At 40.4% G+C, this 14,327-nt stretch carries 19 protein-coding genes; 11 read left to right on the top strand and 8 right to left on the bottom strand.

Annotated elements, in window-relative coordinates:
- Positions 1-160: 160 nt before the first annotated feature.
- Positions 161-604, bottom strand: a complete 444-nt coding sequence (locus Q4A21_03700; GenBank protein MDO4902623.1) for a flavodoxin — start codon at positions 602-604, stop codon at positions 161-163.
- A 52-nt stretch (positions 605-656) separates the two neighbouring features.
- Positions 657-1,676 carry an adenosine deaminase gene (gene add, locus Q4A21_03695; protein MDO4902622.1) on the bottom strand — a complete coding sequence of 340 codons (1,020 nt, stop codon included), beginning with the start codon at positions 1,674-1,676 and terminating at the stop codon, positions 657-659.
- Between the two features lie 149 nt (positions 1,677-1,825).
- On the opposite strand from add, the gene yghU reads away from it, so the two are divergent.
- The 4 genes from yghU to Q4A21_03675 all read left to right on the top strand — a co-directional run bounded on the left by yghU (position 1,826) and on the right by Q4A21_03675 (position 4,328).
- Positions 1,826-2,611, top strand: coding sequence for a glutathione-dependent disulfide-bond oxidoreductase (yghU, locus tag Q4A21_03690; GenBank protein ID MDO4902621.1), 786 nt, complete (start codon positions 1,826-1,828; stop codon positions 2,609-2,611).
- A complete protein-coding gene (locus tag Q4A21_03685; protein ID MDO4902620.1) occupies positions 2,612-3,052 on the top strand; it encodes a GNAT family N-acetyltransferase in 441 nt (146 codons plus the stop codon).
- A complete protein-coding gene (locus tag Q4A21_03680; GenBank protein MDO4902619.1) occupies positions 3,045-3,983 on the top strand; it encodes a bifunctional oligoribonuclease/PAP phosphatase NrnA in 939 nt (312 codons plus the stop codon). The genes Q4A21_03685 and Q4A21_03680 overlap by 8 nt, the downstream gene beginning before the upstream one ends.
- 102 nt (positions 3,984-4,085) lie before the next feature.
- Entirely contained in the window at positions 4,086-4,328 is a 243-nt protein-coding gene (locus tag Q4A21_03675) for a type B 50S ribosomal protein L31 (GenBank protein ID MDO4902618.1), read from the top strand.
- Between the two features lie 100 nt (positions 4,329-4,428).
- Here Q4A21_03675 and Q4A21_03670 read toward each other — a convergent pair whose 3' ends face one another.
- Positions 4,429-5,571 carry a site-specific integrase gene (locus Q4A21_03670; GenBank protein ID MDO4902617.1) on the bottom strand — a complete coding sequence of 381 codons (1,143 nt, stop codon included), beginning with the start codon at positions 5,569-5,571 and terminating at the stop codon, positions 4,429-4,431.
- A gap of 50 nt (positions 5,572-5,621) precedes the next feature.
- Positions 5,622-6,278: a helix-turn-helix transcriptional regulator gene (locus tag Q4A21_03665; GenBank protein ID MDO4902616.1), complete on the bottom strand. Its 657-nt coding sequence runs from the start codon at positions 6,276-6,278 to the stop codon at positions 5,622-5,624.
- Between the two features lie 116 nt (positions 6,279-6,394).
- On the opposite strand from Q4A21_03665, the gene Q4A21_03660 reads away from it, so the two are divergent.
- The 4 genes from Q4A21_03660 (at position 6,395) to Q4A21_03645 (ending at position 7,829) form a co-directional block, all read left to right on the top strand.
- Positions 6,395-6,604 (top strand): transcriptional regulator, encoded by a 210-nt coding sequence (locus tag Q4A21_03660; protein ID MDO4902615.1) that lies wholly within the window; start codon positions 6,395-6,397, stop codon positions 6,602-6,604.
- Positions 6,605-6,760: 156 nt separating this feature from the next.
- Positions 6,761-6,895: a hypothetical protein gene (locus Q4A21_03655; protein ID MDO4902614.1), complete on the top strand. Its 135-nt coding sequence runs from the start codon at positions 6,761-6,763 to the stop codon at positions 6,893-6,895.
- A gap of 185 nt (positions 6,896-7,080) precedes the next feature.
- On the top strand, positions 7,081-7,368 hold the full coding sequence (locus Q4A21_03650) for a hypothetical protein (protein ID MDO4902613.1): 288 nt from the start codon (positions 7,081-7,083) through the stop codon (positions 7,366-7,368).
- A gap of 104 nt (positions 7,369-7,472) precedes the next feature.
- The gene (locus Q4A21_03645) at positions 7,473-7,829 is read left to right on the top strand and encodes a hypothetical protein (protein ID MDO4902612.1); all 357 of its coding nucleotides are present in this window, start codon (positions 7,473-7,475) and stop codon (positions 7,827-7,829) included.
- Between the two features lie 295 nt (positions 7,830-8,124).
- Here the strand turns inward: Q4A21_03645 and Q4A21_03640 are convergent, their stop codons facing one another.
- Positions 8,125-8,454: a helix-turn-helix transcriptional regulator gene (locus Q4A21_03640; protein MDO4902611.1), complete on the bottom strand. Its 330-nt coding sequence runs from the start codon at positions 8,452-8,454 to the stop codon at positions 8,125-8,127.
- 251 nt (positions 8,455-8,705) lie between these two features.
- Here Q4A21_03640 and Q4A21_03635 point away from each other — a divergent pair, with 251 nt between their 5' ends.
- From Q4A21_03635 to Q4A21_03625, 3 genes are read left to right on the top strand one after another with little or no spacing between them, the layout of a single operon-like run.
- On the top strand, positions 8,706-9,767 hold the full coding sequence (locus Q4A21_03635; protein MDO4902610.1) for an SPFH domain-containing protein: 1,062 nt from the start codon (positions 8,706-8,708) through the stop codon (positions 9,765-9,767).
- Position 9,768: 1 nt separating this feature from the next.
- A complete protein-coding gene (locus Q4A21_03630) occupies positions 9,769-10,419 on the top strand; it encodes a DUF2614 family zinc ribbon-containing protein (protein ID MDO4902609.1) in 651 nt (216 codons plus the stop codon).
- Complete coding sequence (locus Q4A21_03625; GenBank protein ID MDO4902608.1) at positions 10,416-11,120, top strand: mitoguardin; 705 nt, start codon at positions 10,416-10,418, stop codon at positions 11,118-11,120. Before Q4A21_03630 ends, Q4A21_03625 begins: the two co-directional genes overlap by 4 nt.
- 147 nt (positions 11,121-11,267) lie before the next feature.
- On the opposite strand, the gene Q4A21_03620 is transcribed toward Q4A21_03625, so the two are convergent.
- The 3 genes from Q4A21_03620 to pepF form a co-directional block, all read right to left on the bottom strand.
- Positions 11,268-11,375, bottom strand: a complete 108-nt coding sequence (locus Q4A21_03620; GenBank protein ID MDO4902607.1) for a putative holin-like toxin — start codon at positions 11,373-11,375, stop codon at positions 11,268-11,270.
- Between the two features lie 396 nt (positions 11,376-11,771).
- The gene (locus Q4A21_03615; protein ID MDO4902606.1) at positions 11,772-12,200 is read right to left on the bottom strand and encodes a hypothetical protein; all 429 of its coding nucleotides are present in this window, start codon (positions 12,198-12,200) and stop codon (positions 11,772-11,774) included.
- Between the two features lie 9 nt (positions 12,201-12,209).
- On the bottom strand, positions 12,210-14,012 hold the full coding sequence (gene pepF, locus Q4A21_03610; protein MDO4902605.1) for an oligoendopeptidase F: 1,803 nt from the start codon (positions 14,010-14,012) through the stop codon (positions 12,210-12,212).
- Positions 14,013-14,327: the final 315 nt, after the last annotated feature.

Here is a 14,327-nt window from a genome sequence, read left to right as displayed (position 1 = left end):
GGTTCTAATTCGCTGATTTCATCAGCTTTTACAACCCTACTCAACTGTGCGGAGGCGGGACCACGAAATCGAACGCTCTGCGTTACCGATTTCTGTCCCACTCTCGTTGGTTCTGCCAACTGCTGCAACTGTTCCAGCCTCTTTCAAGCCATGCTAGAGCCTAGCCAACCTTGTCAGACAGGGCTTGGGCAAAGGCTTCTAATTTTTCAATGTCTTCTTCTTCCGCTACCAAATCGACCTTGACAGACTCAGCCCCCTTGGTTGCTCCGCTATTGGCGAAAGCCTCCTCAAAATCATCGACCGCCTTGCAGAAAAAGTCGTAGAAGGTGTCGCCAGAGCCGACCACCCCATAAATCTTGCCGGTCAAGTCCAATTCGCCCAAGTCCTCGTGGAAATCAACAATCTCGTCAGGCAAATCGCCATCGCCATAGGTATAGGTCGCCACAACGGCGATATCGGCATCCTCGAAGTCGCTGGCATCAACGCTGGTGCACTCCTCTAACTCGACCTCATGCCCCAAGTCACGGAGTTTGTCCGCCACAATATCGGCGATTTCTTCGGTATTACCAGTCATGCTGGCATAAACAATCTTAGCTAAAGCCATATCTTCCTCCTTGTTTTCATCCATTATACCACAGATGAGACGATAGGGCTATTTATTTTGATACCCTGGCATAGCCCTGCCTTAATTTTTCTAAGAGCAAGGCTTTCTCCTCTTCTGTGACAAAGCTGGCGCGGATAGCATGCTCATTAAAGGTTTGAAAATCCTCTAGGGTGGTGCCATAATGCTCGTGGAGGAGCTGATACTCCTTGTTGAGGTTGGTCGTTGACACGGTGCGGTTATCCGTGTTAATCGTGATCTGACCTCCCTTGGCGTAGAGTTTGGGGTAGGGCCAATCCCTGAGATGGGGAATCGCCTTAGTATGGAGGTTGCTGGTCAGGCACAATTCAAAGGTCGCCCCTTCTGCGATTGCCCTATCCATCAGGGCGTCATCCTTGTAAAGGGCAGTGCTATGACCAAAACGCTTAATCCCAAGGTCTAAACCATCCGACAGATTTTGCGGACAATTGCATTCGCCAGCGTGGAGGGTAAAGGGCAAGCCTAGTTCTTGGATTTCCTGTATAGTGTCCGCTAGGATAGCTGTTGGGTTGTTAGCTTCATCTCCAGCGAAGTCAAATCCGACCAAGCCTTTGGGGGCGAGGTGGGCAACGGCCTTAAAAATGGATTTAGCCAGGCTTTGGTCAGCCGACCGCATGCCACACACCAAGGCACGCACCACAATATCAAAATCTTGTTCAGCCGCCGCCAAGCCATCAAGGACTGCCTCCACCACTTCAACCGCTGTCAAGCCCTTATCCATAGATAGTTCAGGAGCAAAACGAATCTCACCGTAGATGACACCGTCTGCTGCCATCTGCTCCGCCACATCGTAGGCTGCTAGACGCAAGGATTCCTCAGTCTGCAAGAGGGGGCGAATAAAGTCAAAGGTTTTAAGGTAATCAGTCAAGTCTTGGACTTCCTGAGGTGCGGTCACCAGCTGAGTTAAGTCCTCATTCTTAGCTGGCAACTCGATATTAGCCAATTCAGCCAATCGTCGGACAGCCTTTAGGGATAAAGAACCATCTAAATGACAATGTAGTTCGGTTTTTGGTAACATTTTAATTCTTTCTTTCATTTTTATATCTCCGTTTTCATTTAATTTCTTATCATTTTACCAAAAGCAAGTTGGTTGTCAAGGACTTTTCGGCAAAAATCAGATTTTCTTGAAAAAATCACTAATTTTTGCTATGATTTTAGCACTAGATTATGATAAAGGAGCATTATATGACCTACCAACCACCAACCGTCTGGAGCGACCAAAGCAGCTCCCAAGGAAAATTCACTGGCATTAACCTGCCAACAGCAGGGGCTCGTTTTGAGCAAGTCCTGCCCAAGGGTGACCAGCCCTTCCAGCTCTACTCTATGGGGACGCCAAACGGGGTCAAGGTGACCATCCTCTTGGAAGAATTGAAAGAGCTGGGTCTGGCAGCTGACTACGACCTCTATCAAATTAGCATCATGGAGGGCGACCAGTTCGGTTCGGACTTCGTTTCTCTCAACCCCAATTCCAAGATTCCTGCCCTGCTGGACCAATCTGGTGACCAGCCCCAACGGGTCTTTGAATCAGCCAATATCCTCCTCTACCTGGCGGAAAAATTCTCTGCTCTCTTACCAAGCGACCTCGCTCAAAAAACCGAAGTCCTCAACTGGCTCTTTTGGCAAACTGGCGCCGCTCCCTTTTTAGGCGGTGGCTTTGGGCATTTCTACCATTACGCCCCAGAACCAATGGAATACCCCATCAACCGCTTTACCATGGAGGTCAAACGCCAGTTGGACTTGCTAGATAAAGAACTCGCTACTAAACCCTACATCGCCGGAAATGATTACACCATCGCTGACATCGCCATCTGGTCCTGGTATGGGCAACTGGTTCAAGGCAAGCTCTATGCTGGTTCGGCAACATTTTTAGCGGTGGACAACTACACCAACCTCAAAGCCTGGACCGAAAAAATCGCCCAGCGCCCAGCTGTCCAGCGTGGATTAGCTGCTGACTATAAGGCCATCAACTAAATGTGGATTTGGAAAACCTTTGACCAGCTAACCCCAACAGAGTTGCACGCTATCTACCAACTGCGGATTGCAGTCTTTGTGGTTGAGCAAAATTGCCCCTACCAAGAAGTTGACGACGCTGACCTCATCGCCCACCATCTCTTTTATAGGGACAAGGCTGGACAACTATTAGCCTACTGCCGTCTCATCCCCGCCCCAAATCAGGTCAAATTGGGGCGGGTCCTAGTTGCTCCGAATCAGCGCGGAACTGGCTTGGGTCAAGAATTACTTGGACAGGCCTTGACTTACTGGCAAGCCACTTTTCCAAAGAAGGACCTGTTCGCCCAGGCACAGGCTTATTTGGAAGACTTTTATCAACAGTTTGGCTTTGAGTCCTGCTCTGCTATTTACCTCGACGATAATATCCCCCATATCGACATGAAAAGGAGACACCATGACTGATTTTCAAACCATTTTAGCAACCATTGACCGCTATCAGACCATCATCATCCACCGACACCAGAAACCAGATCCTGACGCCATTGGCTCTCAGGTTGGGCTTGCTGAAATCATCCGCCATAATTATCCTGAAAAACGAGTCTTGACAGCTGGTTACAATGAACCGACCCTGACCTATCTGGCTCAAATGGATACCGTCACCGACAGTGACTATAACGGCTCCTTAGTTATCGTCACCGACACGGCAAACACCGATCGGATCGACGATGACCGTTACCAGCGTGGCGATTTTCTCCTTAAAATCGACCACCATCCCAACGACGAGCCTTACGGTGACCTCTATCATGTGGACACGGCAGCCTCTTCAGCTAGCGAAATTATCGCCAACTTGGCTTTTGAATCTGGTCTAGAACTTCCCACGACCGCTGTTCGCTTGCTCTTTGCCGGTATCATCGGTGATACAGGACGCTTCCTCTTCCCATCAACGACTGCTAAGACCTTTGCAACGGTCAGCAAATTGCGGAGCTACGATTTCGATTTTGCTGGACTAATGCGAGAAATGGACACGATCCCTGAACGGATTGCCCGCTTCAATGGCTATATTCTCCAAAATCTTACCATTGATAGCAGTGGTGCTGCAATGATTGTCCTAACCAGTCAGATTTTAGCAGACCACGACATCAGTCCTGCAGAAGTAGCTCTCATCGTCGGTAGCCCTGGTAAAATTGATCGGGTCAAAAGTTGGGCCATCATCACCCAGCAACCTGAAGGACACTATCGCGTCAACCTTCGTAGTAAGACCATCGTCATCAACGAGCTGGCTATACAATACGACGGAGGTGGACACCCCCTAGCCAGCGGTGCCAAGGCCTACTCTGACCGAGATATTCAGTCTCTTTGGGCAGAGCTCTGCCAGCTGGTTAAGGAACATTAATTTTTCGAGTGAAAACTCTTGCCAAATTCTACGATTTCTGATAGAATGTAATGGTTAATAACTATGGCAGACAAACTGCTATGGCAGAAAGGATTTTTTGAAATGAAAAAAGACATTCACCCAGAATACCGTCCAGTTGTTTTCCTTGATACAACAACTGGCTACAAGTTCTTGAGCGGTTCAACTAAGTCTTCTAACGAGACAGTTGAATTTGAAGGCGAAACTTACCCACTCATCCGTGTGGAAATTTCATCTGACTCACACCCATTCTACACTGGACGTCAAAAGTTCACTCAAGCAGATGGTCGTGTGGATCGCTTCAACAAAAAATACGGTCTCAAATAATCAACCGCATTTATTGCTTAAAGATGTTGAAATCAAGCCTTTTCCGAGAAATCGGAAGAGGCTTTTTTGGTGCGTGATTGCCATTTTGATTGCCACCACTCTAAATATTCATAAATTGAGCAAACTTCTGGGCTGTTTGCTCTTTTATTTCTTTTGTAACATGAGCATAGATGTTCATGGTGGTCTTGATGTCTTCATGCCCTAAACGCTCTTGCACTTCTTTGACACTTGCACCAGCTTCAAAAAGTAGAGAACAATGAGTATGACGGAATCCATGAGGCGTAATCTTTTTAAGGTCATACTTTTTCAGTAAACACCGTAAATGATAGTTTATAAAATCAAAACTGTAAGGCTTACCTTCAGGATTGGAAAAAACTAGGTCTGTATCCAGTAAACGATTTGGAAAGGCTTCTTCTTTTTTCGTAGTTCGCCAACTTTTCAACTGTTGAACCGTCACAGGGTCAAGCGATATTGTCCGCTTGCTCTTTTTGGTCTTTGGCGTTTGAAAGAGCATTCGATTATCTATCCCATAGACTACGGTCTGATTAACAGACAAGGTTGCCTTTATCAAGTCAAGGTCTTTCCATCGCAACGCCATTAACTCGCTTTTCCTTAACCCTGTAAAGGCTAGAATTCTGAAGATTAAAGCCAACTCCTTATCTTCCTGTTCAGCACATTCTAAGAAATGTTTCAACTCTTCTTTGCTATAAAAATTCTTTGCCTTTTCTTCTGACTCATCAATAATCCCTTGTCGTTTGCGTGGTCGAATAACCTTTCGCATAGGGTTATCATCTAAATAACCGAGGTTGATAGCATAATCAAGGATAGCACGCACCGTCCCCATAAAATTAGCGTATTTGGCGTACTTATTAAACCACAAGTTAGACTGTTGCTGACAGAAAGACACGCTGATTTTATCAACAAAATACTCACCAAAAATAGGTAAAATATGTAGGTCTGCTTGTGCTTTTTGACGAACATAGGTGCTTTCTTTAACAGTATTCTTATAGTGAACCAACCACAAACCATAAACCTCAGAAAATTTCATGCGTTTATGAGATTCAGAAAGCCCCTCCGTTTCCACTTTAAGCAATAACTGACTTTCTGCCAGTCTAGCTTCTTTTTGGGTTTTAAAACCACGTTTACAGGCTTTGATTCGTTTCCCTGTCAACGGGTCTGTTCCTAAATAGGTATGGTACATATAACGAGCAGTACCATCTTTCAATTCATATTTTTTTATCATAATGTTGTCCTTTCTTTTGCTTGTCGGCATATAAAAGGAATACATAGTAATTATTCTTCAATAAAATTATTCTCTGTGGCTTCATCAACTTCAAGAGTATCTCTTAGAATATCTATTTCGGAGCGAGCATTTTGTAAAATAGTCAAAACTTTTTGATAATAACTGGGGGCAAGATTATAGTTCTGAATCCTGTGTTTTTTCTTTAAGCCTTTTTCATTGTACAAGCCTCTTACCCAAACAATCTTATCGTTTAAAGTAGAAACAATCTCTAAAAGCATGTCATCAGTATTTATAGGAATTCCTTTAACTAACTTATCAAAAAATCTATCAATAAATTTTTTTATACGATTATAATCCCATTCAGATAAGTCTTTAGACAACATTTTTTCTTTTTTATCCTGCACTACATTATGGAGTTGCTCCTTACTTATAAAATCATAATCACTTATGACTTCATGCTCTTTTTGTTTAAACAAGTATTCAATATACTCAGATTTAGAACCAAAAAGGAGCTCATCAACAGAAAGCTTGCCTATTTTTGAAATCAAAAGTAAAGTAGGTTTTTTAGGAATACTTCTTCCTTTTTCCCAATTATTAACAGTTCCTTTACCAACATTAAATCTCTTACCAAAGGTTTCCATTGTTTCGCCCAATTGTTTTCTAATTGACTGAATTCTTAATCCAACCATTATTGCGGTCTGTTCCATATTTCCCTCCTTCAAAAGTATTATATCAAAAAAGTATTAAAAAGTATACAAAAAGTGTTGACAAAGTAAAATTTTTCTGTTATTCTTGAATCAACCTAAAGGAAAGGAGAACCATAATGAGAAAAAATCGACGTATAAAAGGCTATCGTCACATGTTAGGACTATCTCAAGGTGATTTAGCTATGAAATTGAACATTTCTAAGCAAGCGTATCACAACAAAGAGATAGGACGAACAGAGTTTAACGACTCTGAAAAGTTAGCTATAAAAAATTTATTAATTTGTGAATTTCCTGAAATTACAATTGACGATATTTTTTTTAGCTAAAAGTATTAAAAAGTATTAAAAATATGTGTCTATGGATAGTTTTTAAATGAAAATTCCAGTCAAGAACTGGTTAAAGGTATTCTAGCTATCGCTGATAAGATAGCAAATCAAAAGTTGAACGCTCAACTACAGAAGCCCATTAAGCAGAAAGAACTCATGAAGCTATATGGTTTTGATTATAAATATCTTGCTAAACTTAGAGCTTTGGGCTTACGTGGTAGGCGACAAGGCAAATCAATTTATTACGATTTACGAGATGTAGAAAATATCTTGGAAAAACTAAAAGAATAAAGTCTTGTCGGCATATTAGTATCGTAAAAATTGAAGGAGGTGAGGAAAATGTGATAGTTGATAAAAATTGTAAGAAAAAAGAGTTAGGAAAACCCAACTCTAATATGTGCTTGAGGTGCCACCTTGATTCGAAGTACGGTGGCAACCTCCTCTATTATATCATTTTTAATTAAAAGGAGGAAATTATGTCTTATATAATTGATGAACGTGAAACACATATCAGATACGATGAAAAAGATAATTGCTGGTTTTTAGAAAGTAGTGTCAGAAAACATATCAATCAAATCATCAAATCAGAATCCTGTTTTGAACAGATTGATAAAGAAATAGAGAATGGCGTTGTAATCTATGTGTCAGCAATGTTATCAGACTTAGAAAACTTCTCTATAAATCCTTTTGTTAAACCTAAGAGAAGGCTATCTGATAATCAGAAACAAGAGCTACTAAGCCGTCTACAATCAAAATCTACTTAAAAACACCCTGAAATTTGGGCAAAAACTAATCTCAAACTTGTTGGAAGGTAATTTATCTATGATGATAAATCAATTTATATATTCACTCAAAATAGGAGACTACCATGGGAAATAGAAGAATGATGAGCAAAACAGTTACACAAACTCAACGATTTTTAACATTGCCAATTGAAGCACAGGCTTTATACTTTCATATGTTACAAAATACAGATGATGATGGTGTTTGTGAAGCCTACATGCTTTTACGGTTAACTGGTCTAAAAGTAGATACATTACAAACTTTGGAAAATTCAGAGCTTGTAACAGAGTTAAATAATGAATGTGTCTATCATGTGACTGATTTTCGAGAACAGAACTATATAGATATGCGGAGGTATAACCAATCTAAGTATGCAGACTTGCTAGATGACCATGGGATATTAACCACACAAGAATATTATGAAATGGAAGAAGAGGACTAATATTCTTCAATATGACCTGTCAAAGTCAGGGCAATAACAAGCTCAAGTTAAAGTAAAGATAATACAAGAAAAATCAACCCCAAAATAAGGAAAATCTAGAGAAAGAATCCTTTAAGATAAAATTTCACGACTCTAAAAAAGAAGATGAAGAGCTATATATACTAGGTATTATAGACTTTTTAATTCAAATATTGTAGGTGAGGTGATTTAGAGTATTTCTTTAATCTGCAAAGTCTGCAACCATTTTATTGTATAAAAAATCCCTACTTAGTTTAGTAACTAAGTAGGGATTTTTTCATTCTTCAATCAATGCTATCAGTGCTTTAATTTTCTTCTCTTGCTTCTCTTTAGGTAGTTTAGACAAAACTACAAGGAGTTCTTCAACTAATGCCATATCAGCTTTAATATCAAAATTAAAAAATTCACTGTAGGTTATTCCCAAAGCCTCCAATAAGCTTTCTAAAGTCTCTAATCGAGCTGAATGTCTATAATTCTCAAATTTATTAACATACTTTATATCCAATTTAGAAGCCTCTGATAAGGCTTCTTGTGTCAGCTTCCGTTCCTTACGTATCTGCCTAACTCTATCTGCAACAAATCGTGACAAATTACTATTATTTACCATTATAGAATCCTCTGAACTAGCATAACATCAGAAATCATTTACTTGTACACCTTTTAAAATCTATTTTTTGCAAAATGTTCTAAAAACAGAACCTTTGTGGTATAATGTTGGTATTAACTTAAATAAATTATTACACTATACATTATCTCTCTTTATTTTTTACAATCATTACAAACTTAAACCAAGTCAAACTAATGAAAACACTGATATATAGTGTATTAGCATAAAATTATTACAAAGGAGGAAATTTAATGGCTTTGATTGACTTAGTGAAGTATGATGGCACATCAAATGTTTTTGCTTGGAAATTCCCAAATGAAGAATTAAGTACATTTACACAATTGATTGTAAATGAATCTCAAGAAGCTGTACTTGTTAGAGAAGGGAAAATTACAGACCTATTTACAGCTGGAAGATATGTACTAGATACTGCTAATATCCCAATACTAAATAATATCATTAACCTGCCTTTCGGTGGAAAATCACCATTTACCGCTGAAGTCTGGTACATCAATAAAACTCATAACCTAGATATTAAATGGGGAACACCTTCTCCAATCCAATTACAAGACCCAACTTTCGGAATCTTTGCCCCAGTTCGTGCCAATGGTGTTTTTGGTATTCAAATTAAAGATTCGATTAAATTCTTGAGAAAATTTGTTGGTACAGTTTCCGTTTTTGATACTAATAATATGACTAAAGTTTTCAGAGGTATATATATTACTAAGGTCAAAGACGCCATTGCAAGTTACCTTGTTAAAAAAGGTATCGGTATTTTAGAAATTAACGCATACCTAAATGATTTATCAGAATTTTTAAAAGAAGATTTGAGTCATTTTTTAGATGATTATGGCATTAGCTTAATTAGTTTTTACATCAACGACATCAGCGTTCCAGAAGATGACGAGGGGGTAAAACAACTTAAACAAGCTCTTTCTAAAAAAGCAGAAATGGGTATTATCGGCTATAACTATCAGCAGGAACGCTCATTTGATACCTTGGAAGGTGCCGCAAAAAATACAGGTTCTGAATCTTCTTCAATCATAGGAGCAGGACTTGGGATGGCTATGGGCGTTGGGCTTGGTGGAAACATGGTTAATCACTTTGAAAATCTCACTCAAACCCTCACACCACAGGGAGAAAATCAAGCTACTAAATATTGTATTAAGTGTCATACCCATTTGTCGGCGGGGGCTAAATTTTGCCAAGATTGTGGGCAAAAACAAGAGCTTTCTTGTCCGAATTGCCAACAGAAAGTAGAGTTTAACATGAAATTTTGTTCCAATTGTGGACAAAAATTAGGAGGAGAATAATATGTTTGATGAATTTAAAAATAAATTGGGAAAAGAAGTAAAGGGAATTTCTTTATTTTCTCAATCCAATAACCCGTTCCTACAGATTAAAGATATATTCGATGATGACAAATTGTCACAGGCTGAAAAAAGATGGGCAAAATTTGAGAACCAAACATTGAAAGGGTACAATTTTTGGTTATTTAGCTGGATTCCGTTAATGTATAGTTTCCTCTCACTACTGTGGTTTATAAAAGTTCCTGGTGGTATCTTCTCATTATTTACAGGTATTGTATTATTTAATTTAACTGTTTTCATATTTTATAGAGGATTTAACAATCTCCAAAAATTCAAGCGACTTCCAAATTACTTTTCGTGCATTGCTGATAGTAAAAATGGTTCGTTAGATGAAATTTCAGCCTATCTTGGTTATCCTTATGAGGTTGTCGTTTCGGATATTGAGTTTTTGATTAATAAAGGAATTTTAGAAAAAACGTTCATCAATCATTCTAAAAGAGTTATTGTTTCACCTCTTATTGGTGAAGATGTCTCAAAAAAATCAAGAAGTATCGTTTGCCCTAATTGCGGAGCTACTAATAAAATTATCGGTCAAACAACAGAATGTGAATTCTGTGGGTCAATTTTAACTAACACAAAGGAGGTCATCTCATGAAAACCAAGTTGAAAGAACTACAATTGAAACGAAATGATAAACTCTTCATCAGTATCGCACTGATTGGAACAATTATTTTAATCATATTTTCTGTAGGACTACGAGTAAGAACTCAGCAAAACAAAAAAGAGCACGAAAATCAAAGTCAACTAGTTAGCCAAAGTAACTCCGAGGATTCCAGTAAAGAACCAAGCTCTAGTTCTTCAGAAAAGAATTCAAGTACAAGTACAACTACGACTAGTCCTAGTTCCAGCTCATCAGAAGAAACTTCGACAGAATCAAGTACAGCTACAGAAAGTTCTAGCTCTAGCTCATCAGAAGAAACTTCAACTAAATCGACCACAACACCTAACTCATCAAGCACCGAAATAGCAAGTCAAGAAGATACGACTAGTCCTATTGTTATAGATGTCAATGAATTTATAAACAAGGACAATAACTATGAGCTAGATACTAATCAGATTTATCAATTTGATGCTGAACCGTTTGAAACAGAACTTTGGGGCTTAGATGCTGATAGAAAAGAATATGGAATAACTATTAAAGATGGCAGTCATTCTGGATATTTGTTGCTTACTACCAAAGCTATTGCAGAAGAGATTAAAGATAGCAAGACTGTCACATTTACAGTTAAAATTGATACAACATCAACTACCTACATAGACCCAGTACGTGTTATCTCAGCAACACCAAAACAATGAGTTTATACTTGCAATTTCAAAACCGATAGCTTATAATAGAAATAGAAAAAGGAGTTGCTGTCAACAACTCCTAGTGTAAATCCGTTTAAGACGGTAGCTAAGTCTAAGATTAAGGAATAACCGTCAACCTGCTAAAGTTTGAGACGGTTATTTCTTTTTATCGTTTAGCTTGATAAGGACAATTACAAATGTTAAAAGACTGATGACAAAGCCACCAAACTCAAACATCAGATGTAAAGCCTCTGCTGTGGACAAAAGAGCTACTCCTTTCTATCAAGATTTTAGCACTTACTCTCATAAGCACCACCTTCTTTCTGATAAGTTGTAGCTACCGTCATAACTTATTTACTGCTCTATTATATCATAGCTAAATCATTCCTTCAAATGTATTTCTTTTATATACCGACAAGACTTTAATTTTTGATTGCCAAAATGATTGCCATCTGGATAAAGCGATGATAACTGATGACAACCATTTTTGACAAAATACCTGATAGTAGTGCTTTTCTGTCTTTGTTGAAAAATGACTACCTACTAACTGATAATAAATACGGTCTCAAATAAGAAACCAACTAACTCTCTTGCCCTGTGTGCAAGAGAGTTTTTTTTTAATACAAAATCCCCTCACTCTCATTAGAGCGAGGGGAATAATTATCTAAAATACCGATAAACTGTCCGACAGTCTTTTTCATAGAGCGAAAAGTCAAAAGACAACTCCTCTTCAGTCCGACGATTTTTCAATCTTAAGGTTAGACGATAGGGCTTGGTCCTTTGGGGATGGTCACGCTTGCTCAACCAATCTCCCATAACTGCTCCTTTTAGGACATCACGGTCATTTAACTTGGCTGCACCTGCTCCGATGATTGCCCCACGAGACACTCGTTCATCTAAATCCGCGATTTTTGGATTGATCTCCACGGCAAGCAACTCAAACAAGTCAGCAGGGTAGGCAGATAGGTGAAAGTAACCACCGATTTTCCGATGAAAAATCAGATCGCGTTCTTGAGGATATTTGGCGGTCAACTCCAAACGACCATAAGGATTTGTCAACTGCCACCAAGTTTTTAATTTCTCAAACATTATACTCTCCTAAGATAAATGCACACCCTTCTTAACCAGTTCTTCCAACTCGGTCAAGCGTTTGTCAAAGACCGCAAAGGCGGCATTGAGGTAATCCACACTCTCCATATCGACACCAGCTTTTTTGATGACATTGAGCGGGTAGTCGGAGTTCCCTGCCTTGAGGTAGTCTAGGTACTTGTCTTTGTCGTCTTGACTGCCGTGAACGATGCGGTCTGCCAAGAAATTGGCCGCGGCAAAACCGGTCGCATATTGGTAAACATAGTAGTTATAGTAAAAGTGTGGAATCCGTGCCCATTCGTACTGGATGTCTGGGTTATCCTCGGCTGGCAGACCGTAATACTTCTCATTGAGCTGGGCATAGAGACTGCTGAGGAAGTCGCTGGTCAGAACCTCGCCAGCCTGGTCAGCCTGGTGGATAGCATCCTCAAACTCGGCAAACTGGGTTTGGCGGAAGATGGTGCCACGAAAACCGTCCAAATAATTGTTGAGAATGGCAAAGCGGGTCTTGTCGTCCGTCACTTCTTGCAAGAGGGCCTCGGTCAGGATATTTTCATTGGTGGTTGACGCAATTTCAGCTAAGAAGATCGAATAATCGCCATAAACATAGGGCTGGTTTTCACGGGTGTACATGGAGTGCATGGAGTGACCGGTTTCGTGAACCAGGGTATAGAGATTGTCCAGGGTATCTTGCCAGTTTAACAACATGAACGCCTTGGTGTCATAAGAGCCACCTGAGTAGGCACCTGAGCGTTTCCCCTTGTTAGGATAGACATCAATCCAGCGTTCCGTAAAGGCCTGATGAACCTTGCTAGCATAGTCTTCCCCCAAAATCGCCAAGACCTGCTCTGCCTTGGCCAAAGCCTCATCATAAGAAACGGCCAAGTCCACCTGAGACAGAGGTGTATAGACATCGTACATTTTCAAGTCATCGAGTCCAAGAATTTCCTTGCGAAGCTTGATGTAGCGGTGAAGTAAAGGCAGGTGCTGGTTAACCGCTTCAATCAAGGTTTCAAAGACAGCCTCTGGAATATGGTTACTCGCTAGAGCCGCTTGACGGGCAGAAGCGTATTTTCTAACCTTGGCTGAGAAATTTTGCACCTTGACATTGCTTTGCAGGGTCTTGGCATAGGTGTTGCGGAACTGTTCATAGGTACCATACATGGCTTCATAGGCCTCTCGACGGACTTCTCGGTCAGGATTTTCCATCAGGCTGATGTAGTTGCCGTGGGTCAATTCAACCAAGCCCCCTTGGCCATCTGGCACATAGGGAAACGTCAGGTCAGCATTGTCCAGAACCGAGAAGGTTTCAGACGGGCTGGAGAAAATCTCGCTGACCCCTGCCAGCAACTCCTCCTCTGCCTGAGACAGGACGTGGGCTTTTTTCTGCAAGAGACGGTCAAACTGATGACGATAAAGCGCCAACCCTGGTTCTTCGGCCAAGAAAGCCTGATACTGGTCTTCGGTAATCGCCATAAATTCTGGCTCGTAGAAGGCAAAGGTTCCGCTCAAGAGGGCATAGGTCGCCAGAGCCTTGGATTGAAATTCCTGATAAAGCCCGAGACCGGTGTCCTCATCATTCTTCATGGAAGCATAAACATAGAGTTTTTCCAGTCGACGCCCCAGTTCCAGCTGGACTTGGGTGATTTCTAGAAGCTTACTGGCAGAGCTCAAGACCTGTCCTTGATAATCAGTCGCCTCAATGGCTGCGGTCAGGGCCTCTAGTTCCTCTTCCCAGGCCTGGTCGGTGGGAAAGACAGTGGTCAAATCCCAGGTGTATTGTTCATCTAGGTGTGCACGATTTTCTGACATAAATAAACCTCTACTTTCTTAGAACCTGTATTCACAGGAAAGATTTTCCATTTTCGTCTAATTTCCCTTCATTCGTCGTTAAGTTTTCTTAACAGACGCTCAGTCTGTCTTCAAAAACTTGCCTAGACTGAAGAGAAATTAGACAAAACTAGCAAACTTCCCTTTGTGAATACAGATTCTTATTTGTCTTTCATTATAGCATAAAATCGTGGTGAAAAAACAGTCTGCACCTTTTTGGCGCCTTCTTTTTGGTAGTGGGCCAAGAAATGACTGTAATAATCGGACAAATCCTGGGTAATCTGACAGAATTTCTGC

This window comes from bacterium, from assembly GCA_030530825.1.
Taxonomy (GTDB): Bacteria; Patescibacteriota; Saccharimonadia; order Saccharimonadales; family Saccharimonadaceae; genus Nanogingivalis.
Note: the sequence above shows the minus strand (reverse complement) of the source record. Positions and strands in the feature narration are given on the sequence as shown.